Origin of the sequence: Streptomyces sp. NPDC005791 (assembly GCF_042871485.1) — a bacterium.
In the GTDB taxonomy this organism is placed as follows: Bacteria; Actinomycetota; Actinomycetes; order Streptomycetales; family Streptomycetaceae; genus Streptomyces.
Genome location: NZ_JBIAIP010000002.1, coordinates 72,200 through 94,704, shown reverse-complemented (window position 1 = coordinate 94,704; position 22,505 = coordinate 72,200). Strand labels below are relative to the sequence as shown.

Below are 22,505 nucleotides of genomic sequence, written 5' to 3'. Positions count from 1 at the left end.
CGCAGCGGCGCGAGCACGGCCCCGGGCTCAGCCCGGGGCCGTTCCGCGTGCGTGCCGCCCCCCACTTTTTGAACGCGTTCATGGCGGGCGTACGCTGCGGCCATGAGCGAGCGAGCCCTCTTGCGGCGCATACGCGTCTGGTTGGTCGTCTTCATCGTCTGTCTGGTGCTGAGCGGGCTCACAGCCTTCCCGCTCGTCACCGAACTCCACTGGGCCGAGGACCTGTTGAACTCCTCCGCCTCCCCCGTGCCCGAGCACTTCCCGGCCCTGACCGAGTGGATCACCCGGGTCAGGACCGGTCTCGACGAGGCCGACGCGAACCATCCCTTCGTGCTGTACGGCACCGACTGGCTGGCCTTCGCCCACCTCGTCATCGCAGTTGCCTTCTACGGCCCCTACCGCGACCCGGTCCGCAACATCTGGGTGATCGAGTTCGGCATGATCGCCTGTGCCGGGATCATTCCGCTCGCCCTGATCTGTGGGCCGATCCGGGACATCCCCTTCTGGTGGAGCGTCATCGACATGTCCTTCGGAGTCTTCGGCGTCATCCCCCTGTTCGTCGTGCACCGCATGATCAAGCGCCTGGAGACGCTGACCGGTGTGGCGCACACCCGGCCGGTCGGCACCGCGTCGGCGTGACGACCGGCGGGACGGCACCGTGGCGGCCTGACGGGCGGCCGGCGCGGTGCCCGGCGCGGGACGCTCAGCCGGCCTTCGGGGTCCCGAAGGCCGCCACCACGATGTCCATCGCCGTGGCGTTCCTGTCATGGCCCTTCGCGTCGACGGAGTTGACGCTGTACACCAGGGTCCTGGACAGGTCACGGGTGGCCGCCACCGCTGTGTTGTAGCCCCAACGGCCGCCGGTCTTGCCCCAGACCTCACGCCCGCCCAGGGTCATCACGCTCAGCCCCGCGCTGTACTGGGCGGGCTCACCCGTCCGGTACGTACGCACCGAGGAAGCGGGCAGGGTGAACATCTCCTCCAGCAACGGTCCGCGCACGACCTCGCCGGAGAACAGGGCCTGGGTGAAGCGCTCCAGATCGGCCGTGGTCGAGATGATGTCCCCGGCGGCCCAGCCGTCGGTCACCCCCCACACCGTCACATCCCGCAGCTCCGTCCCGCCGCCCGGTGCGTCGAAGACCTGGTACCCGTGGTTGTGCGGCCCCCGGATCCGCGGGTCGGTGCCTGGGAACGACGTGGAGCGCAGCCCCAGCGGACGCAGGATGCGCTCGCCCACCTGATGCGCGTACGAGTCGCCGGTCACCCGCTCGATCAGCAGCCCCAGCACCGTGTAGTTGATGTTGAGATAGTGCTGGCTGCGGCCAGGAGCGAACTCCGGTGCCTGCGCGGTGGCCGCCGCGAGCATCGCCCGTGGTGTCTGCAGATCGAAACGGTGGGCGTACCACTCCTCCAGTGTGTCGCCCGGCCCCTGCGCCGCGGGTATCCCGCTGGTGTGATCGAGCAGCTGCCGGACGGTGATCTGCCCGTACGCCGCGGGGATCAGATCGGGGAGGTAGTGCCGGGCGGTACGGTCGAGGTCCAGCTTCCGCGCACCGTCCGGCCTCCGCTCGCCCGCCAGCTGCAGGACCGTGGCCGCGGTGAAGACCTTGGTGACCGACCCGGCCCGGAAACGCGCCGCCGGATCGGCGGGACGGCCGGAGACCAGATCGTGCACGCCGGAGCTGCCCCGCCAGCTGCCGTCGGTGCCGCCCACCCGGACGAGCGCCGCGGTGGCGTCGTCGGCGGGCAGGCCGGCGATCGCCGCCCTCAGCGCGGTGGCGCCGGCGGGCGGCAGGGTGTGCACGCCCGCCTCGGCCGGAACGGCGGTGACCTGGGCGAAGGCGGCCGGAGCGGCAGGGCCTGCCGCGATTCCGAGGGCGAGTGCCGCAGCGAGGAGTGTGCGGGTACGCGGGTTCATCAGGTGCCTCCGGGAGGTGAAGTCCGTGACGTCTCAGGGTCCGTGACGGATCGATGACTCCATCCTCTTGATCCGAAGGCGCGCGCGGATCACCCGAGCGAGGGGTCGTGCGGGGGAGATCGCCTCACCCGCGCGGGGGAGGGCGGAACGGCGTCTCCCTCGGGCGAGGGAGTGATGAGGCCCGTCTCGTACGCGCAGATCACCGCCTGGATGCGGTCCCGGAGCCCCAGCTTCGACAGGACGTTGCCGACGTGGGTCTTCACCGTGTGCTCGCTGAGCACCAGGGCCGTCGCGATCTCCGCGTTGGACAGCCCCCGAGCCAGGTGCAGCAGCGTCTCCCGCTCACGGGCGGTGAGCACGTCCAGCCGGGCAGGCCCGGACGCGTGCCGGGACGCGCCCGGACGCGAGGTGTACTCGGCGATGAGCCGGCGGGCCACGGACGGTGCGACCAGCGAGTCCCCGGCCGCCACCACCCGCACCGCGTGCACCAGGTCGTCCCGCCTGACGTCCTTCAGCAGAAAGCCGCTGGCACCCGCGTGCAGCGCCTCGTAGACGTAGTCGTCCGAGTCGAAGGTGGTCAGCATGACCGTGCGGCATCCGCCCAGGCCGCTGATCGCCCGGCAGGCCTCGATGCCGTCCATGACCGGCATCCTGATGTCCAGCAGAGCGACGTCCGGCCGCATCCGGCGCACCGCGTCCAGGGCTTGCCGGCCGTCCCCCGCCTCGGCGAGCACCTCGATGTCCGGCTGCGCGTCCAGGATCATCGCGAAGCCGCTCCGCACCAGCTCCTGGTCGTCCGCCACCACCACACGGATCGTCAACTCCCCACCCCCTCCCCGGAGGTTACAAGGGGCAGGGCGACGAGCACCTGAAACCCCCGCCCCCCGGGGCCCGCGCCCGCCACGGCCGTCCCGCCGTGAGCGGCGGCCCGCTCACGGATGCCCATGAGCCCCATCCCCGTGGTCGCGTCGGCCCCCGTCCCCGTGGCGGCGCCGGCCGCCAGGCCGGCAGTCGCGCCGGGTCCGGCCCCGTCGTCCGTCACCGTCACGGTCACGTCCCCCGGACCGTGGGCCAGTTCCACCGTCACACAGGTCGCCCGGGCATGTCTGACGACGTTGGTCAGGGCCTCCTGCACGATCCGGTACACCGTGGCCCCGGTTGCCGCCGGCACGGCGCCGGGGCGTCCCGTGACCGTGTACACGACCTCGAGCCCGCCGGACCGTACCCGCTCCAGCAGGGCCGGCAGGTCCGCCGGCGAGGGCTGCGGGGCACGCGGCGACGGGGTGTCCTCCGAGGCGTCCTCCCGCAGCACCCCCAGCATCCGCCGCAGTTGCACCATCGCGTCCCTGCCGGTCTCCGAGATGGCGTCGAAGGCGGCCTCGGCCCGTTCCGGCGCTGTACGCACGGCCACCGGGCCTGCCTCCGCCTGCACGATCATCAGACTCACCGCGTGGGACAGCACGTCGTGCATCTCCCGGGCGATCCTTGCGCGCTCCCGCGCGGCCGCCCGCTCGGCCTCGACCTGCCGGGTCACCTCCAGCTGCCGCGTACGGTCCTCCACGGCCCGGATGTACTCCTTGCGGGTGCGGGTCAACCGCCCGAAGGCGTACGCCGCCGCGAACACGAAGAGCGAGAACAGCAGCTCCCTGGCCTCCCCCGTGTTCCACGCCACCGACGGGAACACCGCCGCCAGGACCAGCACGGCGACGGCGAGCCGCCGCCGGGGGACGGACAGCTCGGCGACCGTGTAGAACGCCACGAGCCCGGTGTACGGCAGCGGCTGGCCCGGGCCGTCCACCATGAACCTGTACAACGCGCCCGCTGCGAGCACCGCGAGCAGCACGGTGACCGGAGCCTGGCGGCGGGCCACCAGGGGCAGCACGGTCAGCGTCGTCAGCCCGTACGCCGCCCAGGTGGCCGGAGGCAGCTCGGCCGACCGGGGCACCACGAACGGCATGGTCACCGCGGCCTGCACCAGCAGCGCGACGAGGACGTCACCGGCCCACGACTCGTACGCGGGCCGGTGCGCCCCCGGTCTTCGTGCCCGGGCCTTCCTCAGGGCTCCCTGCATCAGGGCTTCCGGCCCACCGCGCCGAACTGGGCGACCTCGGGGGTCCGGCCCGCGGGGTCCGCCCGCCAGCGGGAGCAGGACACGACGCCCGGCTCCAGGATGTCCAGGCCGTCGAAGAACGAGGTGAACTCGAAGCGGCTGCGAGCGGTGATCGGCGGAGTGGCGTTCTCGTTCCAGAAACGCATCGCGGCCTCGTTGCCCTCACCGCCCAGCTCCAGCGTGGGATGGGTGAGTACGAGATGGCTGCCGGACGGCAGGGCGGCCATCAGCTTCGTCACGATGCCCCGCGCCTCGTCCGTGTCCAGGACGAAGTTGAGGATGCCCAGCATCATCACCGCGACCGGGCGCCGGAGGTCCAGGGTTCGTCCGGCCGCGCGCAGGATGCGCTCCGGATCCCGGGCGTCCGCCTCGATGTACTCGGTGGCACCCTCGGGCGAGCTGGAGAGCAGCGAGCGCGCGTGCGCCAGGACGATCGGGTCGTTGTCGACGTAGACGACGCGCGCGTCGGGCGCGGTGTGCTGGGCGACCTCGTGCGTGTTGTCCGCGGTCGGCAGCCCGGTGCCTATGTCCAGGAACTGGCCGATGCCCGCGTCGCCGGCCAGATGGCGCACCACCCGGCCGAGGAACGCCCGGTCGGCGCGGGCCACTTCGCCGATGCTCGGGTACATGCCGGTGACCCGGTCACCCACCGCACGGTCGACGGGGTAGTTGTCGCCGCCGCCCAGCCAGTGGTTCCACACCCGGGCGTTGTGGGCGACGTCGGCGCGGACACGGGGCGGTGCGGTACGGGGGCCGGGCTCGGTCACGTCTGCTCCTGGGGTCACGGACGGTACGGACCGCCCATGATGCCGGGTCGATCAAGAGGCGTGTATCGATGGGGAGTTGGCCAGCTGGGCATGGAGCGCGTCGATCCGGTTGGTGGTGATCGAGTCGACGCCGTACGCGAGGAGCCGGCGCATCGTGCGCCGGGTGTCCACCGTCCAGGCCGATACCAGCAGCCCGTCGGAGTGGACCCGGTCGGCCAGTTCGCGGCTCAGCAGCCCGAAACGGTAGTTCAGCCAGCGTGGCCGCACCGCTTCGAGCAGGACGGCGCGTGGGGGCGCGAGCGTCGTCCAGGTCAGCGCGATCTCGGCCGACGGATCGGCCGCACGCACCTTCAGCATCGCGTGCGTGTCCGCGCAGTAGTACACACGTTCCTGCGCCCCGCACTCGCGCACCACCCCCATGATCTCCCGTACGGACGCGTCGGTCGCGCCCGGCAGGTCGACCATGATCCGGCGGTCTCCGGCGGCGGACAGTGCCTCGCTCAGGGTGGGCACCCCGCCACCGGTCGCTTCCGTCAACTCCTTCCGGGTCAGACGGTCGAGTCGGGTGCCGTGGCCCCACAGACGTTCCAGCGTGGAGTCGTGGAGCAGTACGGGCACCCCGTCCCGGGTGACGCGGACATCGATCTCGACCGCGTCAGCCCCCCGTTCCACGGCGGACCGGATCGAGGGGAGCGTGTTCTCGCGGGCACGGTAGGGATCGCCGCGGTGGGCCACGGCGGTGACGGTGGTGGTCATGCCGGTCATTGTGACCGGTGGCGTCACCGGCCGGGAGCCCGCAGCCAGTTCGTCGTGTACGTGTCGATCTCGGCGGCCAGTGTCCGCTTGCCGGCCGGGTCCAGGAACGAGGCCTCCACGGCGTTCTTCGCCAGATCGGCCACTCCGTGCTCGTCCAGGCCGAGCAGCCGGGCCGCCACCCCGTACTCGTTGTTGAGGTCGGTGCCGAACATGGGCGGGTCGTCGCTGTTGACCGTGACGAGTACGCCCGCCTCCACCATCTCCCTGATCGGGTGGCGGTCGAGGTCCGCGACCGCCCGGGTGGCGATGTTCGACGTCGGGCAGACCTCCAGGGCGATGCGGTGCTCGGCGAGGTGGGCCAGCAGCCGCGGATCCTGGGTGGAGCTGGTCCCGTGGCCGATGCGCTCCGCGCGGAGCGCGGTCAGCGCGTCCCAGACGGTCTGCGGGCCCGTGGTCTCCCCGGCGTGCGGGACGGAGTGCAGCCCTTCGGCGATCGCACGGTCGAAGTACGGCTTGAACTGTGGGCGGTCCACGCCGGCCTCGGGTCCGCCCAGGCCGAAGGAGACCAGGCCCTCGGGCCGCAGGTCGACGGCGAGCCGGGTGGTCTCCTCGGCGGACTCGAGACCGGCCTCGCCCGGAATGTCGAAGCACCAGCGCAGGACGACACCGAGCTCGGACTCCGCGGCCTTGCGGGCGTCCTCGATGGCCTCCATGAAGCCCTGCTCCGGGATCCCCCGGCGCACCGAGCTGAACGGGGTGACGGTCAGTTCCGCGTACCGGATGTTCTGCCGAGCCATGTCCCGGGCGATCTCGAAGGTCAGCAGCCGGACGTCCTCGGGGGTGCGGACCAGGTCCACCACCGAGAGGTAGACGTCGATGAAGTGCCCGAAGTCGGTGAAGGTGAAGAAGTCCGCCAGTGCCTCCGGGTCCGTGGGGACCTTGGAGTCGGGGTGGTGGGCCGCCAGTTCGGCCACGATGCGGGGCGAGGCCGACCCGACGTGGTGGACATGCAGTTCGGCCTTGGGCAGCCCCGCGATGAAGGGATGCAGGTCGTTCATCGGATACTCCCGGGTCTCTTCTCACGGCCGGGCGTCCCGGCCGCACCGATCATCGTAGGCGGGGCCCTGCGGGTGGATGCCGGGCCGTAGCATGGCGGAACCACGATGGGGGAGGCCCATGTCAGACAACACACAGCAGCCCGGGGGCGAGGGCGCGCCGCGCGATCCGTGGGCTCCGCCGGACAGCAGGGTCGAGCTCGGCAAGCAGCCCGCGGACGCGGTCCCGCCCGCCGTGCACGACCAGCCCACGGTCATATCGGTGCCGGGTGCCGACGCGGGCACCGGTCCCATACCCGGGCCGGCCGGAGCGTTCGGCCCGCAGCAGCCTCCGGTGCCCCCGCCGCCGGCCGGGCCCAACGGGCCGGGGGGGGCCTACGGTTACCCGGCCGCTCCTGCGGCGCCCTCGGCCGCGTACGGCTATCCGGCCGCGCCTGCCGCCCCCTCGGCCGCGTACGGCTACCCGGGCTACCCCGGTTACGGCGGCCAGCAGCCCTGGGGCCCGGCGCCCGCGAACGGGCTGGGGATCGCGGCGATGGTCCTCGGCATCATCGCCGTGGCCGGCTTCTGCATGTGGGGGCTCGGTGTCGTCCTCGGCATCCTCGCCCTGATCTTCGGCATCATCGGCCGGGGCCGCGCCAAGCGCGGAGAGGCGACCAACGGGGGCATGGCACTCGCCGGGATCATCCTGGGATCGATCTCGATCGTCATCAGCGCGGTCTTCCTCGGATTCCTGATCTGGGCCGTCGCCAACGACGAGTCGGGCAGTGACTACGAGTACGACTACGACGACCCCTACGCCACGTCGCTGGTCGTCGGCAGCACGAGCTGACCCGTGGCCGGGCCGGGGGAGCGCGTCCCGGGCCCGGCCGCGCGCCGTGTCACCCCGCGCGCAGCCGCGTCCGCGCCTCCACCAGTGCGAAGCCCAGCAGATTCAGACCTCGCCAGGCGGCCGGGTCCGCGGTGCGCGGATCGTCCTTGGTGAGGCCGATGCCCCATATCCGGTCCATCGGACTCGCCTCGACGAGCACGCGCTCACCGGTCCCCAGCAAGTACGCCCGCAGCGCCGGGTCCTGACCGAACTTGTGGACGCTGCCCTCGACGACCAGGGCGAACCTTTCCCGTGCCCATACGTCGTCGTCGAAGCCCCTGACCAGCCGGCCCACCTTCTTCGCCGCCGCCGGGCTGCTCGCCGCCACGGCCCGGGCCTCCGCCTCCGCGTCCCCGAAGAGCCGGGCCTTGCCGGCCATCATCCAGTGCTCGGCCGAGGCGTAGGTCACCGCATCGACCGTGAACGGCGAAGGCCACCACTGACTGAGACAGCTCTCCCCGAGCCTGCCGTCCGAGCGGGCCCGATGCCCCCAGAACGGCAGGTACTTCACGTTCTCCCCGCGGGCGGCGCGCTCCAGCAGGCCGTCCATGTGTTCCTGTCCCATGGCAGCCGAGTCTGGCATCCGCCACCGACACCCGGTACAGGGATTTCCGTACGCACAAGACACATCGTCGACAGATTCCGTTGCGTAACCAAAAGGAAACAACGGAATCACTTGTTGGTAGAGGTGCGCTCTGTCAGGATCGGCACTCAATTCGACAAGAAGCTACGCCGCCCCTGGTCACGGGGGGCAGCGGAGGAGAACGTCATGGGTAACGCTTTCCAGGTGCGGGACCGCTTCGCCGAGGGTGCGCAGTACATCGGCGGACGGCTGCGCCCCGGCACATCGGGACGCCACCAGGACGTGGTCGACCCCGCCACAGGAGAAACGGTCCTGCGCTACGAACCGGCGGGCACCGAAGACGTCGACGCCGCCGTGGCCGCCGCCCGCGACGTGTTCCCCGGCTGGTCCGGGCTCACCCCGGCCGAACGGTCCCAGGCGCTGCACCGCTTCGCCGACGTACTCGCGGGCCGGGCCGAGGACTTCGCGTACGCCGAATCACTGCAGTGCGGAAAGCCCCTCAAGCTGTCCACCGAGTTCGACGTTCCCGGCACGGTCGACAACACCTCGTTCTTCGCCGGCGCCGCCCGCCACCTCGAAGGGAAGTCGGCCGCCGAGTACAGCGGCGACCACACCTCCTACGTACGCCGCGAGGCCCTCGGGGTCGTCGGCTCGATCGCGCCCTGGAACTACCCGCTCCAGATGGCGGCCTGGAAGGTCCTCCCGGCCGTCGCCGCGGGCAACACCATCGTGCTGAAGCCCTCCGAGATCACACCGCTGACCTCGCTGATGTTCGCGCAGGCGGCCACGGAGGCCGGCCTCCCCGACGGCGTGATCAACATCGTCTGCGGCGCCGGTGCGGACGCGGGCGAACACCTCGTGAGCCACCCCGACGTCGCGATGACCTCCTTCACCGGATCCACCGCCGTCGGCAAGCGGGTCGCCGCACTCGCGACCGCCACCGTCAAGCGGCTGCACCTGGAGCTCGGCGGCAAGGCCCCCTTCCTCGTCTTCGACGACGCCGACCTCGACGCCGCGGTCCACGGAGCCGTCGCCGGCTCCCTCATCAACACCGGCCAGGACTGCACGGCCGCCACCCGGGCCTACGTCCAGCGCCCCCTCTACGACGCGTTCGTGAGCGGGGTCGCCGCCCTGATGGAGAGCGTGCGGCTCGGGGACCCGTTCGCCCCGTCCACCGACCTCGGTCCGCTGATCAGCCATCAGCAGCGCGACCGGGTCGCCGGATTCGTCGACCGGGCCCGCGCCTACGCCACCGTCGTCACCGGCGGTGAGGCTCCCGGAGGCGAACTCGCCGCCGGCGCCTACTACCGGCCGACCCTCATCACGGGCGCAGCCCAGGACAGCGAGATCGTCACCTCGGAGATATTCGGCCCCGTCCTGGTCGTGCTGCCCTTCGACACCGACGACGAGGGCATCCGCCTCGCCAACGACACCCCGTACGGACTGGCCGCCTCCGCATGGAGCACCGGTCTGTACCGGGCCAACCGCGCCACCCGCGAACTCAGGGCGGGCTGTGTGTGGATCAACGACCACATCCCCATCATCAGCGAGATGCCGCACGGCGGGTACAGGGCCAGCGGCTTCGGCAAGGACATGTCGTCGTACTCCTTCGAGGAGTACACGCAGGTCAAGCACGTCATGTACGACAACACCGCGGTGGCCTCCAAGGACTGGCACCGCACCGTCTTCGGGGACCGATAGCAGCGGCCGCCACACGGCGGCCCCACCCACCCGGAAGGGCACACGCGTATGGAGCAGTACGAGCCCGAGCGCCTCTCCGCGCCGCAGCTGGCCGCCATGAGGCGCAGCCTCACCAACGGCAGGGGCGCCCTCACCCGCCGTTCCCTCCTCCGGGCGTCGGGCACCGCGGCCCTCGCAATCGGCGGCCTCGGGGCGCTGACCGCGTGCGGGATCCCGCCCGCCGGACGGCCAGGGGACGCCGCGGCCTCCGACGACCGCTCGGCAGCGGAGAAGCAGATCAACTTCTCCAACTGGACCGAGTACATGGACGTCGGCGAGGACGGGAAGAGCCGTCCGACCCTGGAGGCGTTCACGAAACGCACCGGGATCAAGGTCAAGTACACCGAGGACATCAACGACAACGTCGAGTTCTTCGGGAAGATCAAGCCGCAGCTCGCCGCGGGCCAGGACACCGGACGCGACCTGATCATCGTCACGGACTGGCTGGCAGCGCGCGTCATCCGGCTCGGCTGGGCGCAGAAGCTCGACCACGCGAACCTCCCGCACGCCTTCGCGAACCTGTCGGCCCAGTTCCGTACGCCCGACTGGGACCCCGGCCGCGCCTACTCCTATCCGTGGACCGGCATTCCCACCGTCATCGCCTACAACGAGAAGGCGACCGGCGGCCGGAAGGTCGACTCCGTCACCCAGCTGCTCGACGACCCCCGGCTCAAGGGCAAGGTCTCGTTCCTCTCCGAGATGCGCGACTCGGTCGGCATGACGCTCCTCGACATGGGCAAGGACCCGGCGTCGTTCACGGACGCCGACTACGACGCGGCCATCGGCCGGATGCAGAAGGGCGTCGACACGAAGCAGATACGCCGCTTCACCGGCAACGACTACACCGCGGACCTGAGCAAGGGCGACATCGCGGCCTGTGTGGCCTGGGCAGGGGACATCATCCAGCTCCAGGCCGACAACCCGGCGATCAAGTTCTCCGTCCCGTCCGCCGGTTACATCACGTCGAGCGACAACATGCTGGTCCCGGCCCAGGCCCGGCACAAGACCAACGCCGAGAAGCTCATGGACTACTACTACGAGCTCCCCGTCGCGGCCCAGCTCGCCGCCTACATCAACTACGTCTGCCCGGTGGACGGGGTCGCCGGCGAACTGGCGAAGATCGACGAGTCGATGGCGTCCAACACGCTGATCCTCCCCGACAAGGCGATGGCCGCTAAGTCGCGGGCCTTCCGCTCCCTCAGCTCCGAGGAGGAGACGGCGTACGAGGAGAAGTTCGCCGAGCTCATCGGCGCCTGACCGGCCCGTCCCCCTCCCGTTCTCCCCCGACACCACTGGGACCGCGACCCATGACACAGCAGCAGACAGAGGGCGGCGACGTCCGTCTCACCGGGATCAGCAAGACCTACGGTTCCTTCACCGCAGTGCACCCCCTCGACCTCACCGTCCCACAGGGCTCCTTCTTCGCGCTGCTCGGCGCGTCCGGCTGCGGCAAGACCACCACCCTGCGCATGATCGCCGGCCTGGAGGAGGCGACCACCGGCACGGTCTCGCTCGGCGGCCGCGACATCACCGGCCTGCCCCCGTACAAGCGGCCCGTGAACACCGTCTTCCAGAGCTACGCGCTCTTCCCGCACCTCGACGTCAGCGAGAACGTCGCCTTCGGGCTGCGCCGCCGCGGCATCAAGTCCGTGAAGAAGCAGGTCGGCGAGATGCTGGACCTCGTCCAGCTCGGTGACTTCGCCCGGCGCAAGCCGCACCAGCTCTCCGGAGGCCAGCAACAGCGCGTCGCCGTGGCCCGCGCGCTCATCAACCACCCCCAGGTCCTCCTCCTCGACGAGCCCCTGGGCGCCCTCGACCTCAAGCTGCGCCGCCAGATGCAGCTCGAACTCAAGCGGATCCAGACCGAGGTCGGCATCACGTTCATCCACGTCACCCACGACCAGGAGGAAGCCATGACCATGGCCGACACCGTCGCGGTGATGAACGGCGGACGCGTCGAGCAGCTGGGCGCCCCCGCCGACCTCTACGAGAACCCCCGGACCACCTTCGTGGCGAACTTCCTCGGCACCTCCAACCTCATCGAGGGGGAGATCGTCTCCACGGGTACGGACGTCGTCGTCACGGCCGGCGGCGGGAAGCTCAGGCTGCCCGGCGGGCGGTGCGCGGCCGGCGCCCGGAGCGGGGACACGCTGCTCGTGGGCGTACGCCCCGAGAAGATCTCCCTCACCCACACCGCCGACGCGGCGGCGATACCCGAGGGCCGCAACCGGGTCAACGGCCGCATCACCGACTCCAGCTTCATCGGCGTCTCCACGCAGTACGTCGTCGAGAGCCCGGTCGGCACGGCCCTCCAGGTCTACGAGCAGAACATCGAGCGCGACAGCCGGCTCGTCCCCGGCGCCGACGTCGTCCTGCACTGGAACCCCGAGCACACCTTCGGACTCGACGCGGACCAGTCCGTCGACGCCGGCACGGAAGGCCTGGAGGAGGTGGCGTGAGCGTCACGAAGGCGCCCCCCGCGCAGGCCGTGGTCCGCAAACCGTCCACCCGCAGACGGCTCGTCCCCTACTGGCTGCTGCTCCCCGGCATCCTGTGGCTGGTCGTGTTCTTCGCGCTGCCGATGGTCTACCAGGCGTCGACCTCCGTCCAGACGGGATCCCTGGAGAAGGGCTTCGAGGTCACCTGGCACTTCCGTACCTACTGGGACGCCCTCGCGGACTACTACCCGCAGTTCCTCCGGTCCGTCCTGTACGCCGGCACCGCCACGCTCCTGTGCCTGCTGCTCGGCTACCCGCTCGCGTACCTGATCGCCTTCAAGGCCGGACGGTGGCGCAACCTGGTGCTCGTGCTGGTCGTCGCACCGTTCTTCACCAGCTTCCTGATCCGGACGCTGGCCTGGAAGACGATCCTCGCGGACGGCGGCACGGTCGTCGACGTGCTGAACACCCTGCACGTCCTGGACGTCACCGCGTGGCTCGGCTGGACCGGGAACAACCGGGTCCTGGCCACCCCCATGGCCGTCGTCTGCGGGCTGACGTACAACTTCCTGCCGTTCATGATCCTCCCCCTCTACACCTCGCTGGAGCGGATCGACGGCCGGCTCCACGAGGCCGCCGGCGATCTGTACGCCACCCCCGCCACCACCTTCCGCAAGGTGACCCTTCCGCTGTCCATGCCCGGGGTCGTCTCCGGCACCCTGCTGACGTTCATCCCGGCCAGCGGCGACTACGTCAACGCGGAACTCCTCGGCTCCACCGACACCAAGATGGTCGGCAGCGTCATCCAGAGCCAGTTCCTCCGGGTCCTGGACTACCCGACGGCGGCCGCGCTCTCGTTCATCCTCATGGCGGTCGTCCTGCTCGTGGTCACCGCCTACATCCGCCGCTCCGGGACGGAGGACCTGGTCTGATGCCCCTGCTCCGCCTGCTCCGCCGGAACCTGGTCGTGATCGCGGGTCTGCTGACCCTCGCCTACATGATCCTGCCGAACATCGTCGTCATGGCCTTCTCCTTCAACCGGCCCGAAGGGCGCTTCAACTACGCCTGGCAGGAGTTCTCCCTGGACGCCTGGAAGGACCCCTGCGGCGTCGCCGACCTCTGCGGTTCACTCTCGCTCTCGCTGCGGATCGCCTTCTGGGCCACCGCCGGCGCGACCGTGCTCGGCACGATGATCGCCTTCGCGCTGGTCCGCTACCGCTTCCGGGCCCGCGGCGCGATCAACTCCCTCATCTTCCTGCCGATGGCGATGCCCGAGGTCGTCATGGCCGCCTCGCTGCTCACCCTCTTCCTCAACATGGGCGCCGAGCTGGGTTTCTGGACCGTGCTGATCGCCCACATCATGTTCTGTCTCAGCTTCGTGGTGACCGCTGTCAAGGCACGCGTGATGTCGATGGACCCGAGGCTGGAGGAGGCCGCCCGCGACCTGTACGCGGGCCCCGTGCAGACGTTCCTCCGGGTGACCCTGCCGATCGCCGCCCCCGGGATCGCCGCGGGAGCGCTGCTCGCTTTCGCGCTCTCCTTCGACGATTTCATCATCACCAACTTCAACGCGGGCTCCACGGTGACGTTCCCCATGTTCGTCTGGGGATCGGCGCAGCGTGGAACGCCCGTGCAGATCAACGTCATCGGCACGGCCATGTTCGTCATCGCCGTGGCGGTGGTCCTCGCCGGCCAGCTCATCGCGAACCGGCGCCAGAGCAACGCGGGAAAGTAGCACTCGAAGGAGTTGGAAACCATGGCCCCGGATGCCATGCGTACTGCCGCACACTCGCTCTCCGACGCACGCCCCCTCTCCTACTGGCTCGACGACCCGGGAAAGCCCGGTGCCCTTCCCGCACTCACCGGTGACGCACGATGCGACCTCCTGGTCGTCGGCGGCGGATACAGCGGACTGTGGACCGCGCTGCTCGCCAAGGAACGCGACCCCGGGCGCGACGTCGTCCTCATCGAGGGCCACGAGGTCGGCTGGGCGGCCTCGGGCCGCAACGGCGGATTCTGCGCGGCCTCACTCACCCACGGCCTGGCCAACGGCCTGGAGCGCTGGCCGGACGAGATCGGCACGCTGGAGGAACTGGGCGCACGGAACCTCGACGCCATCGAGTCCGCCGTGGCCCGCTACTCCCTCGACTGCGACTTCGAGCGCACCGGCGAGATCGATGTCGCCACACAGCCCCACCAGCTCGACGAACTCCGCGCATGGCACCGCAGGACCGAGGAACTGGGTCTGGGCGGGCTCGAGTTCCTGGACCGCGACCAGGTGCGCTCCCATGTCGACTCGCCGACATTCCTGGGCGGCCTGCTGGACCGGCGCGGCGTCGCCATGCTGCATCCCGCGAAGCTCGCCTGGGGGCTCAAAGAGGCCTGCCTCGGCCTCGGCGTACGGATCCACGAGCACACCCGCGGCCTCGAGCTCGCCCGGTCGGGAGCGGGCGTGGCGGTGCGCACCCCGTACGGCAGGGTGTTCGCCCGCGACGTCGCCCTCGGCACGAACATCTTCCCGTCGCTGGTGCGGCGGGTGCGCCCGTACACGGTCCCGGTGTACGACTACGCGCTGATGACGGAGCCGCTGAGCACGGACCAGCTCGCCTCGGTCGGCTGGAACGACCGCCAGGGGCTGGGGGACAGCGCCAACCAGTTCCACTACTTCCGGCTCTCCGCCGACAACCGGATCCTGTGGGGCGGGTACGACGCCGTCTATCCGTACGGCGGCCGGCTGAACGCCTCCCTGGACCAGCGCCCGGAGACGTTCCTCAAGCTCGCCGAGCAGTTCTTCGAGTGCTTCCCGCAGCTGTCCGGCCTACGGTTCAGCCACGCCTGGGGCGGTGCGATCGACACGTGTTCCCGCTTCTCCGCGTTCTTCGGCACGGCCCATCGCGGACGGGTCGCGTACGCCGCCGGATACACCGGGCTCGGCGTCGGGGCCACGCGTTTCGGAGCCGAGGTCATGCTCGACCTGCTGTCGGGCCGGGAAACCGAGCGGACCGCGCTCGACATGGTCCGCTCCAAGCCGGTGCCCTTCCCGCCCGAGCCGTTCGCCTGGGTCGGCATCGAACTCACCAAGAGGTCCCTCGCCCGTGCCGACAGTCACGACGGGCACCGCAATCTGTGGCTCCGGGCCATGGACCGGATGGGGCTCGGCTTCGACAGCTGAGCGGGTGAACCGGCCGGGCCCGCCGCGGAACCGCGACCGGCGGTGGGGGGGGGGGGGGGGGGGCGGCGCGGGGGGGCGCGGGGGGGGGGGCCGCCCCGCCCCCCCCCCCCGCGCGGCCCCCCCCCCCCGGCGCGGGCGGCCCGCCCCCCCCCCCCCCCCCGCCGCCCCCGGCCCGGCCGCCCCCCCCCCCGCCCCCCCCGCCCCCGCCCCCGCCCCCCCCCCCCCCCCGCCGCTACAACAGGTGCGTGGACTTTCCCCGTGCGCTTCGTGAACGCCGTACCCGCCTGCACATCAGCCAGCTCGACCTGGCGCTGCGGGCGGGCACCACCCAGCGCCACCTCAGCTTCATCGAATCGGGCAGGTCGGTTCCCGGCCGGAACATGGTGGTGCGGCTGACCGAGTCGCTGGAGCTGCCACTGCGGGAGCGCAACGAACTGCTGCTGGCCGCCGGTTACGCCCCCGTCTACCCCGAGAGCTCGCTGGACGACCCGGAGCTGGCCCCCGTCCGTGCGGCCATCGACCACATCCTCGTCGGGCATCTGCCCTACCCGGCGCTGGTCGTGGACCGGCGCGGTGACCTGATCGCCGCGAACACCGCGTTCGATCTGATCACCGAGGGAGCGGCGCCGGGACTGGTGGGCCCGGGGAGGAACGTCTACCGTCTCGCGTTGCACCCCGACGGTGTGGCCCCTCGCGTCCGCAACCTGGCCGAGTGGGCACGCCACATCCTGGCCCGCCTCGGCCGCCAGCACGAACTGCGCGCCGAACTCACCGCGTACGTACCCGAACTGGGCCCGTCCGCAGGTCGGCTCGGCTTCGCGGTACCGCTCCGACTGCGGTCCTCACGCGGCGAACTGAGCCTGATGACGACGGTGACGACCTTCGCCACCGCCGTCGACGTGACGCTCGCCGAGCTGAAACTCGAGGCCTTCCTGCCGGCCGACCCGCAGACGGCCGAGGTGCTCAGGGCCGCCGCCGGGCCGGCGCCTTCCGCCGTCACGGATCAGGGGCCGGGGAACATGTAGTCGGTCCGGATCCGGCCGTCGTCGTCCAGCAGCAGGACTTCCGAGCCACCACCCACGACGTCGCCGGTCGCGGTGGACACCGTGTCCCAGCCGAACCTGACCACGCCATGGAGGCGCACCGCATCGGCACGGGGCCGGAAGGTCAGACCCTGTCCCTCGACGAAGCGTTCGTAGCTCCGGGCCACCCGGGCCTCGATGGCATCGTGGCCCCGGGCCTCCAGAGCCGTGTGACCGAAGCCGAGTTGCGCGGCGGCCTCCCGGATCTCGACCGGCGGCCGGAGGACGTGGGTGCCGTCCTCGGCCCACAGCCGCTCGACGGCCGCGCGGCGTTCGGCGGCGTCGGCCACCGTCCACTGGGCGATGTAGCGGTCAGCCAGGCACTGGGGGTCGATCTCGGTCATGCACTTCTCCTCACCGGGGGCGTTCACGCACCAGATCCTGCGGCGTGCGGCGGAGAGCGGCAATTCCCCACAGGGAATGGGCTCCTGGCCGCCGGGCGCGGATGCGTGACCGGGGTCACTGTCACCGGGTGGCCCGACCCGCGTCATGATCCGGCTCCGCCCCCTCACGCTCACCGACGCGGCACTCCTGGAGCTGGCCCTCCATGAGGCCGTAGCCGGCCGCGGCGCAGGGTGAGGCATCGCCGGAGGTCTTGACGACCTGATTGGTCTGGACCATGTTGCGCGCCGACGGCTCAGTTCTCCTCTGCGCGGAGGCTGTTGTGGAACGCACCGGATCCAGACCATCCGTCCGCCTCTCCGGACTCCTGACGGTCTTCTCCGCCGCCCTGCTCGCAGCCGGTGCCCTGGTCGCCACGGCACCGGCCGCCGGAGCCGCCGACGCGGATCTGGCGCGGAACGGCGGATTCGAGGCGGGACTGGACGGCTGGAGCTGCACCGGCGGCAGCGGAGCGGCGGTCGGCGCGCCCGTGCCCGAACAGGTCGCCTTCGGCCTCCCGGCGTCCACCCAGGCGGGCAACGGCCACACCTCGCCGGCCGAGGTCACCAGGGCGCTGAACTGCCTGACGAAGAAGACCGACTGCGGCGGCTACCAGACACACGGCACATGGAGCGGACTGCGCGGGCTGATGACCTGGTCCATCAACTGGGACCGCTTCAACAACCGGGAGTTCTCGGAGAACTTCGACGCCTACTTCGGCGGCTGACCGCTCCTGGAGCCCGCCCGGAGAGCGAGCAGCAGCACCCCGCTCACGCACCAGCCGGCCACCACGTCCAGCGGCCAGTGGTAGCCGCGCAGCACCAGACCGACGCTCGTCGCCGCCGTCAGCAGGACGGCGGCGACGAGCGTCATCCATGACCGCTTCATGTACGGGGCGAGCAGCAGGGCGGCGGCCCCGTACGCGACCATCGCCGTGGTCGTATGACCCGAGGGGTAGTAGCCCGTCGCTTCCGTCAGCGGGCCCTGACGATCCGTCCACAGCTTGAGCGGGACGACGAGCGCCGGGACGGCGGCCATGGTCGAAACGGCGTACAGCGCGGCACGCCGGGCGCGGCGGAACCAGGCGAGGAGCACCGCGCACGCCAGCACGGGCAGGGCGACCTGCATGTTGCCGAGATCGGCGAAGAGGTCCGCGAGCGGGGCAGGACCCCGTCCCGCCAGCTCCAGGCCGAGGCGTTCGTCGGGATCGAGCAGCGGGCCGTCGGTCAGCACCTGCCAGGTGATCACGAGGAAGAGCGCCAGCAGCGTGCCGGCCCCGGCGACGAGAAGAACCGGCCACCGGGGAACAGGGGGGAGTGTTCCGAGGTGGCCGGTCGGATCGGTTTGCCGCGCGCCCCGGGGGGTGTGGGGCGAGCGGCCATCCGATCGGTGAGGAGTCCCGGAGCCCGAGGCTCCAGCGGTGTGCGCGATGGCACGGCCGGGACGGCGCTGGGGGAGCCCCGGCCCGGCATCACCCGCAGTCCCCTGCGGGCGGGGTGTTTCACTCATCTGGGAAAACCGTACGTCAGTGGAAGGAGGCACCGGAAGTCACAAAGGTATCCCGCCATCGCCCCCGCACACCTTCTTCACACGCCTCCACCCCCGGCCGGGCGCCGCCCGTGGGGGCGCCCCCCGGCGCCGGGGCGGTTCGCTTGTGTCCTCGCGTGTGTCAGAGCCTCGCGAACGCCTGCTCGATGATGTCCAGGCCCTCGTCGAGCAGGTCCTCGCCGATGACGAGCGGCGGCAGGAAGCGCAGGACGTTGCCGTAGGTGCCGCACGTCAGGACCAGCAGGCCCTCCGCGTGGCAGGCCTTGGCCAGTGCTCCCGCGGCGGCCGCGTCGGGCTCCTTGGTGCCCGGCTTGACCAGCTCGATCGCGATCATGGCGCCACGGCCGCGGATGTCCCCGATGCGGTCGCCGTTCGGAAGCTTCGACTGCATCTCGGCGAGGCGGGCCTTCATGACCTCCTCGATGCGCTTGGCCTTTCCGTTGAGGTCCAGCTCGCGCATCGTCTCGATGGCGCCGAGCGCGCCCGCGCAGGCCACCGGGTTCCCGCCGTACGTTCCGCCGAGGCCGCCGGCGTGAGCGGCGTCCATGATCTCGGCGCGGCCGGTGACCGCGGACAGCGGGAGGCCGCCCGCGATGCCCTTCGCCGTGGTGATCAGGTCCGGCACGATGCCCTCGTCCTCGCAGGCGAACCACTGTCCGGTGCGGCAGAAGCCCGACTGGATCTCGTCAGCGACGAAGACGATGCCGTTGTCCTTCGCGAACCGGGCGATCGCCGGCAGGAAGCCCTTGGCCGGCTCGATGAAACCGCCCTCGCCGAGGAGCGGTTCGATGATGATCGCGGCGACGTTGTCCGCGCCGATCTGCTTGGTGATCTCGTCGATGGCCTGCGCGGACGCCTCTGCGCCGGCGTTCTCGGCGCCGGTCGGCCAGCGGTAGCCGTACGCCACCGGCACGCGGTACACCTCGGGCGCGAACGGACCGAAGCCCTGCTTGTACGGCATGTTCTTCGCCGTCAGCGCCATGGTGAGGTTCGTCCGGCCGTGGTAGCCGTGGTCGAAGACGACGACCGCGGTGCGCTTGGTGTACGCACGGGCGATCTTCACGGCGTTCTCGACGGCCTCGGCGCCCGAGTTGAACAGTGCCGACTTCTTGGCGTGGTCGCCCGGCGTCAGCTCGGCGAGCTGCTCACAGACCTCGACGTACCCCTCGTACGGCGTGACCATGAAACAGGTGTGGGTGAAGTCGGCGAGCTGCGCCGACGCGCGGCGTACGACCGCCTCGGCGGAGGCGCCCACCGAGGTCACGGCGATGCCGGAACCGAAGTCGATCAGCCGGTTGCCGTCCACGTCCTCGATGATTCCGCCACCCGCCCGGGCGGTGAAGACCGGCAGCGTGGAACCCACACCTGCGGCGACCGCCGCGACACGGCGGGCCTGCAGCTCCACCGACTTCGGGCCGGGGATGGCGGTGACGAGGCGGCGCTCCTGCGGGATGTCGGACATGAGGGGCTCCTGGGGGTGTTTCGGACGCTTCTGTTTCTGCAGGCTAGGGGCGGGTGCGGGCAGCGGTCATGCTCCGATCGGGAGTGGTGGGGGCGTGTCCTTGTCCGCGGCGGACAGGTGGCCGGACGAGGTCTGCGGGCGAGACCTCCCCGGGCCATGCGGCCGCATGGCTGAACTCCCGGCGCGCGGGCACTAGATTGGCCGGTGCAGAAGGCGGGACCTGGCTGGTCAGGGGGCAGCACTTCATGGACACCGAAGGCACGTACGACGCACGGGGCACGGGCGCGGACCGGGTGCCCCGCCCTGCCGGGCCACCGCCCGCAGCGCCACCGCCTCCCTCGTACGCCCCGTACCCACGCCGCCCGGCGGGGGAGGGGGCCGGTGTCGAGGAATGGCTGCGCACCCCCCGCCCCGTGGCCGAACCGGGCGTATGGCGCTACGGGCACACACCGCGCCCGCCCGAGAAGCCCGAGGGGGTGTCCGACCGCTCGCTGCTGGTCGGGGTGCTCATCTCCGTACTCAGCGGACTGCTCCTGTGGTCGCTCTGGCGCAACGGGTACATCCCCTATCGGCTCGTCCCGCTGAAGCTGTTCACTCCCGGCGACTGGTGGTACGCCGGTACGTTCGGCGGGCCCCGGACGATCGAGGGCGCCGACGCCCTCACGGTCTACGAGGCCGTCCTCTTCGGACTTCTGGTCTACGGATGCGGGCGCCTCGGCAACTGGTCCGAGATCTTCCGGCGTCATGTCGCAGGCCGGGGGCAGCCCTTCCTGGCACTGGCGACCGCCGCCGGCGGGGCCCTGGCCGAGCTCCTCGTGTGGAAGGACGGCGTGCCGGTCGTCCGGCCGGTGCTGATCCTCGTCGCCTCGGTCGCGGGCGGCGAGATCTACCAGAGCCAGACCGTCGTCAACGTGATCTACACCGTGATCGCCCTCGGCGTGCTCTGGCCGTTCGCCCGCCTCGGCCACTGGCGGGCGCCGGCCGCCCAGTGGTTCGGCAAGGGCGCCGCCCCGGCGGCCCAGGCTCCTTCCGCGCAGCCGGACGCCCCCACTCCCGAGCAATGGCCGGAGCTCCGCGCGGCGGGGCGGACGGACGCCGCCGAGGCGCTCACCGCCGAGGTGCGCACCGGCCGGATGAACGATGTCGACGTCGCTCGCCTGCGTCACGCCTGGACGGTGGGCAGGGGGCACCCGGAGCGCCTCGCCGCGCTCTCCGAGGCCGTCCTGCGCACGGGCGGCGCCGCCGCGCTCCACCCCTCCGGCGCCCGGGACCTGCCGCGCCGGACCGCCCGGCACGATCTGCTCACCGGCCAGGTCAGGCTCGGCAGCTGTGCCGACGACCCGCACAACCCGTACGCCCGCCGCGGCTCGGGCATCGCCCTGGAACCCGCCCTGCTGGGCACCTCGCTGCTGGCGGTCGGCCCACCGGGGGCGGGTAAGTCCGCCCGGCTGGTGCGGCCGGTCGTCGAATCGCTCGCCCTGCAGGCACTCGCCGGCCGGGCCGCGGTGCTCGCCGTCGGAGGAGCCGGGGGCGACCTCGGCCCGGACGACGCGTTCGACGTGGTGGTGCGGATCGGTGACCCGTCCTCCGTGTACGACTTCGACCTGTACGGCGGTACGACCGACCCCGACGAGGCCGCGAGTGTGCTGGCGGAGGGGCTGGTCGGTGATGTGGCCCACCTGGACAGCAGGCGCGCCGCCACCGTGCTCGCCCAGGTGCTCGGCCCCTACCGAGCCGTCCACGGGTGCTTCCCCGAGGTGTCCGCGCTCCGGGAGCTCGTGGACGGCGACCTCGCCGCGGTCGACGCGCTGCGGGAGGCCCTCGGAGCGGGAGGCCACCAGGCCATGCTGCGGGAGCTGGACGCACTCACCCGGCAGAAGGGCGGAGCCGGAGACCCGGGGCCCGCGCTCGCCGACCGGATCGCGCTGCTCGACCGGCCCGCTTTCGCGCCTTTCTTCGCCACCGGGGAAGAGGCACGGCCCTTTTCGCTCCGCTCCCTCGAACACCTGCCGCTCCGGGTCAGGATCGACCTCCCGGAGCGGGCGCACGCCGAGGCGTCGCGGCTGCTCACCCGACTCGTCCTCGCCCAGTTCACGGCGATCGCCGCCGCACGCACCGACCGGTCGCTCTTCGTCTGCCTGGTCCTGGACGACGCCACCCGGACCATCACCGCCGAGACCGTCCGGGGCATCCGGCGGCTGCGGTCGGTCAACGCGGGAGCGGTCCTGACGCTGCGTACCGTCGACGACGTCCCCGAGGTGCTCCATACCCCGCTGCTCGGTGCCGTCGGCTGCTGCATGGCCTTCAACGGGGTCAACACCTGGGACGGCAAGCGCTTCGCCGAGGCCTGGGGCAAGGAGTGGGTGGAGACCCGCGAGGTCGCCCAGCACGCGGTCTTCGCGGACCAGCCGTTCACCCGCGCCCTGCACGGGCTGCGCAAGCTCGTCACCGGCAAGGCGGTGACCAGGGACGCCGTGACCGTGCGCCAGGTCGAACGCGAGCGCTGGTCCGCCTCCGCGCTCGCCTACGAGCTCCCCGCCGGCCACGCGGTCCTGTCGCTCACGACCGTGGACGGCGAGCACGCTCCCCCGCTCCTGGTCGACCTGGGCGGCTGAGACCCGA

The 22,505-nt window shown here is 71.4% G+C and carries 21 protein-coding genes and 1 pseudogene; 11 read left to right on the top strand and 11 right to left on the bottom strand.

The genetic code is table 11. The annotated features are described in order from the left end of the window. Nucleotides 1-102: 102 nt before the first annotated feature. Complete coding sequence (locus ACFYSH_RS04690) at nucleotides 103-639, top strand: hypothetical protein (protein ID WP_359472831.1); 537 nt, start codon at nucleotides 103-105, stop codon at nucleotides 637-639. 64 nt (nucleotides 640-703) lie between these two features. Here the strand turns inward: ACFYSH_RS04690 and ACFYSH_RS04685 are convergent, their stop codons facing one another. The 6 genes from ACFYSH_RS04685 to ACFYSH_RS04660 all read right to left on the bottom strand — a co-directional run bounded on the left by ACFYSH_RS04685 (nucleotide 704) and on the right by ACFYSH_RS04660 (nucleotide 6,609). Beyond that, the gene (locus ACFYSH_RS04685; protein ID WP_388750908.1) at nucleotides 704-1,918 is read right to left on the bottom strand and encodes a serine hydrolase domain-containing protein; all 1,215 of its coding nucleotides are present in this window, start codon (nucleotides 1,916-1,918) and stop codon (nucleotides 704-706) included. Nucleotides 1,919-2,007: 89 nt separating this feature from the next. Then, nucleotides 2,008-2,739: a response regulator transcription factor gene (locus tag ACFYSH_RS04680; protein ID WP_359472827.1), complete on the bottom strand. Its 732-nt coding sequence runs from the start codon at nucleotides 2,737-2,739 to the stop codon at nucleotides 2,008-2,010. Then, nucleotides 2,736-3,989 carry a sensor histidine kinase gene (locus ACFYSH_RS04675; RefSeq protein ID WP_388750906.1) on the bottom strand — a complete coding sequence of 418 codons (1,254 nt, stop codon included), beginning with the start codon at nucleotides 3,987-3,989 and terminating at the stop codon, nucleotides 2,736-2,738. Before ACFYSH_RS04675 ends, ACFYSH_RS04680 begins: the two co-directional genes overlap by 4 nt. Continuing rightward, nucleotides 3,989-4,795 carry an SAM-dependent methyltransferase gene (locus ACFYSH_RS04670; protein WP_388750904.1) on the bottom strand — a complete coding sequence of 269 codons (807 nt, stop codon included), beginning with the start codon at nucleotides 4,793-4,795 and terminating at the stop codon, nucleotides 3,989-3,991. Before ACFYSH_RS04670 ends, ACFYSH_RS04675 begins: the two co-directional genes overlap by 1 nt. A gap of 51 nt (nucleotides 4,796-4,846) precedes the next feature. After that, nucleotides 4,847-5,551 carry a glycerophosphodiester phosphodiesterase gene (locus tag ACFYSH_RS04665; RefSeq protein WP_388750902.1) on the bottom strand — a complete coding sequence of 235 codons (705 nt, stop codon included), beginning with the start codon at nucleotides 5,549-5,551 and terminating at the stop codon, nucleotides 4,847-4,849. A 23-nt stretch (nucleotides 5,552-5,574) separates the two neighbouring features. Further along, nucleotides 5,575-6,609, bottom strand: a complete 1,035-nt coding sequence (locus ACFYSH_RS04660; protein ID WP_359472821.1) for an adenosine deaminase — start codon at nucleotides 6,607-6,609, stop codon at nucleotides 5,575-5,577. A 118-nt stretch (nucleotides 6,610-6,727) separates the two neighbouring features. On the opposite strand from ACFYSH_RS04660, the gene ACFYSH_RS04655 reads away from it, so the two are divergent. Further along, nucleotides 6,728-7,438, top strand: coding sequence for a DUF4190 domain-containing protein (locus tag ACFYSH_RS04655; protein WP_388750900.1), 711 nt, complete (start codon nucleotides 6,728-6,730; stop codon nucleotides 7,436-7,438). Nucleotides 7,439-7,487: 49 nt separating this feature from the next. Here ACFYSH_RS04655 and ACFYSH_RS04650 read toward each other — a convergent pair whose 3' ends face one another. Further along, entirely contained in the window at nucleotides 7,488-8,027 is a 540-nt protein-coding gene (locus ACFYSH_RS04650) for an NADAR family protein (protein WP_388751253.1), read from the bottom strand. A 219-nt stretch (nucleotides 8,028-8,246) separates the two neighbouring features. Between ACFYSH_RS04650 and ACFYSH_RS04645 the strand changes: the two genes are divergently transcribed. The 7 genes from ACFYSH_RS04645 (at nucleotide 8,247) to ACFYSH_RS04615 (ending at nucleotide 16,435) form a co-directional block, all read left to right on the top strand. After that, nucleotides 8,247-9,761 carry a gamma-aminobutyraldehyde dehydrogenase gene (locus ACFYSH_RS04645; RefSeq protein ID WP_388750899.1) on the top strand — a complete coding sequence of 505 codons (1,515 nt, stop codon included), beginning with the start codon at nucleotides 8,247-8,249 and terminating at the stop codon, nucleotides 9,759-9,761. A gap of 48 nt (nucleotides 9,762-9,809) precedes the next feature. Then, nucleotides 9,810-11,057: a spermidine/putrescine ABC transporter substrate-binding protein gene (locus ACFYSH_RS04640; RefSeq protein WP_359472813.1), complete on the top strand. Its 1,248-nt coding sequence runs from the start codon at nucleotides 9,810-9,812 to the stop codon at nucleotides 11,055-11,057. Nucleotides 11,058-11,107: 50 nt separating this feature from the next. Next, nucleotides 11,108-12,259: an ABC transporter ATP-binding protein gene (locus ACFYSH_RS04635; RefSeq protein WP_359472811.1), complete on the top strand. Its 1,152-nt coding sequence runs from the start codon at nucleotides 11,108-11,110 to the stop codon at nucleotides 12,257-12,259. After that, complete coding sequence (locus ACFYSH_RS04630; RefSeq protein ID WP_359472809.1) at nucleotides 12,256-13,170, top strand: ABC transporter permease; 915 nt, start codon at nucleotides 12,256-12,258, stop codon at nucleotides 13,168-13,170. The genes ACFYSH_RS04635 and ACFYSH_RS04630 overlap by 4 nt, the downstream gene beginning before the upstream one ends. Then, nucleotides 13,170-13,973 (top strand): ABC transporter permease, encoded by an 804-nt coding sequence (locus tag ACFYSH_RS04625; protein ID WP_359472807.1) that lies wholly within the window; start codon nucleotides 13,170-13,172, stop codon nucleotides 13,971-13,973. The genes ACFYSH_RS04630 and ACFYSH_RS04625 overlap by 1 nt, the downstream gene beginning before the upstream one ends. A gap of 21 nt (nucleotides 13,974-13,994) precedes the next feature. Continuing rightward, nucleotides 13,995-15,410 carry an FAD-dependent oxidoreductase gene (locus ACFYSH_RS04620; RefSeq protein WP_359472805.1) on the top strand — a complete coding sequence of 472 codons (1,416 nt, stop codon included), beginning with the start codon at nucleotides 13,995-13,997 and terminating at the stop codon, nucleotides 15,408-15,410. A gap of 245 nt (nucleotides 15,411-15,655) precedes the next feature. After that, nucleotides 15,656-16,435, top strand: coding sequence for a helix-turn-helix transcriptional regulator (locus tag ACFYSH_RS04615; RefSeq protein WP_359475496.1), 780 nt, complete (start codon nucleotides 15,656-15,658; stop codon nucleotides 16,433-16,435). On the opposite strand, the gene ACFYSH_RS04610 is transcribed toward ACFYSH_RS04615, so the two are convergent. Together ACFYSH_RS04610 and ACFYSH_RS04605 are read right to left on the bottom strand one after the other, a co-directional pair. Continuing rightward, nucleotides 16,414-16,836, bottom strand: a complete 423-nt coding sequence (locus tag ACFYSH_RS04610) for a hypothetical protein (RefSeq protein ID WP_359475481.1) — start codon at nucleotides 16,834-16,836, stop codon at nucleotides 16,414-16,416. The genes ACFYSH_RS04615 and ACFYSH_RS04610 overlap by 22 nt on opposite strands. Nucleotides 16,837-16,957: 121 nt before the next feature. Then, complete coding sequence (locus ACFYSH_RS04605; RefSeq protein WP_359475478.1) at nucleotides 16,958-17,113, bottom strand: hypothetical protein; 156 nt, start codon at nucleotides 17,111-17,113, stop codon at nucleotides 16,958-16,960. 253 nt (nucleotides 17,114-17,366) lie between these two features. Here ACFYSH_RS04605 and ACFYSH_RS04600 point away from each other — a divergent pair. Then, a pseudogene (locus ACFYSH_RS04600) lies at nucleotides 17,367-17,600 on the top strand (chitinase); the annotation flags it as partial. On the opposite strand, the gene ACFYSH_RS04595 reads toward ACFYSH_RS04600, so the two are convergent. Continuing rightward, nucleotides 17,585-18,121: a phosphatase PAP2 family protein gene (locus ACFYSH_RS04595; RefSeq protein ID WP_388750894.1), complete on the bottom strand. Its 537-nt coding sequence runs from the start codon at nucleotides 18,119-18,121 to the stop codon at nucleotides 17,585-17,587. The pseudogene ACFYSH_RS04600 and the gene ACFYSH_RS04595 sit on opposite strands and share 16 nt — an antisense overlap. 421 nt (nucleotides 18,122-18,542) lie before the next feature. Then, nucleotides 18,543-19,883, bottom strand: a complete 1,341-nt coding sequence (gene gabT / locus ACFYSH_RS04590; RefSeq protein ID WP_359475472.1) for a 4-aminobutyrate--2-oxoglutarate transaminase — start codon at nucleotides 19,881-19,883, stop codon at nucleotides 18,543-18,545. A 245-nt stretch (nucleotides 19,884-20,128) separates the two neighbouring features. On the opposite strand from gabT, the gene ACFYSH_RS04585 reads away from it, so the two are divergent. Further along, nucleotides 20,129-22,498: an ATP/GTP-binding protein gene (locus ACFYSH_RS04585; RefSeq protein WP_388750892.1), complete on the top strand. Its 2,370-nt coding sequence runs from the start codon at nucleotides 20,129-20,131 to the stop codon at nucleotides 22,496-22,498. Nucleotides 22,499-22,505: the final 7 nt, after the last annotated feature.

Coding starts and splice junctions, on each gene's coding strand:
- ACFYSH_RS04690 (WP_359472831.1), top strand. CDS start 103: ATGAGCGAGCGAGCCCTCTTGCGGCGCATACGCGTCTGGTTGGTCGTC.
- ACFYSH_RS04685 (WP_388750908.1), bottom strand. CDS start 1,918: ATGAACCCGCGTACCCGCACACTCCTCGCTGCGGCACTCGCCCTCGGA.
- ACFYSH_RS04675 (WP_388750906.1), bottom strand. CDS start 3,989: ATGCAGGGAGCCCTGAGGAAGGCCCGGGCACGAAGACCGGGGGCGCAC.
- ACFYSH_RS04665 (WP_388750902.1), bottom strand. CDS start 5,551: ATGACCACCACCGTCACCGCCGTGGCCCACCGCGGCGATCCCTACCGT.
- ACFYSH_RS04660 (WP_359472821.1), bottom strand. CDS start 6,609: ATGAACGACCTGCATCCCTTCATCGCGGGGCTGCCCAAGGCCGAACTG.
- ACFYSH_RS04655 (WP_388750900.1), top strand. CDS start 6,728: ATGTCAGACAACACACAGCAGCCCGGGGGCGAGGGCGCGCCGCGCGAT.
- ACFYSH_RS04650 (WP_388751253.1), bottom strand. CDS start 8,027: ATGGACGGCCTGCTGGAGCGCGCCGCCCGCGGGGAGAACGTGAAGTAC.
- ACFYSH_RS04645 (WP_388750899.1), top strand. CDS start 8,247: ATGGGTAACGCTTTCCAGGTGCGGGACCGCTTCGCCGAGGGTGCGCAG.
- ACFYSH_RS04640 (WP_359472813.1), top strand. CDS start 9,810: ATGGAGCAGTACGAGCCCGAGCGCCTCTCCGCGCCGCAGCTGGCCGCC.
- ACFYSH_RS04635 (WP_359472811.1), top strand. CDS start 11,108: ATGACACAGCAGCAGACAGAGGGCGGCGACGTCCGTCTCACCGGGATC.
- ACFYSH_RS04625 (WP_359472807.1), top strand. CDS start 13,170: ATGCCCCTGCTCCGCCTGCTCCGCCGGAACCTGGTCGTGATCGCGGGT.
- ACFYSH_RS04620 (WP_359472805.1), top strand. CDS start 13,995: ATGGCCCCGGATGCCATGCGTACTGCCGCACACTCGCTCTCCGACGCA.
- ACFYSH_RS04610 (WP_359475481.1), bottom strand. CDS start 16,836: ATGACCGAGATCGACCCCCAGTGCCTGGCTGACCGCTACATCGCCCAG.
- ACFYSH_RS04605 (WP_359475478.1), bottom strand. CDS start 17,113: ATGGTCCAGACCAATCAGGTCGTCAAGACCTCCGGCGATGCCTCACCC.
- gabT (WP_359475472.1), bottom strand. CDS start 19,883: ATGTCCGACATCCCGCAGGAGCGCCGCCTCGTCACCGCCATCCCCGGC.
- ACFYSH_RS04585 (WP_388750892.1), top strand. CDS start 20,129: ATGGACACCGAAGGCACGTACGACGCACGGGGCACGGGCGCGGACCGG.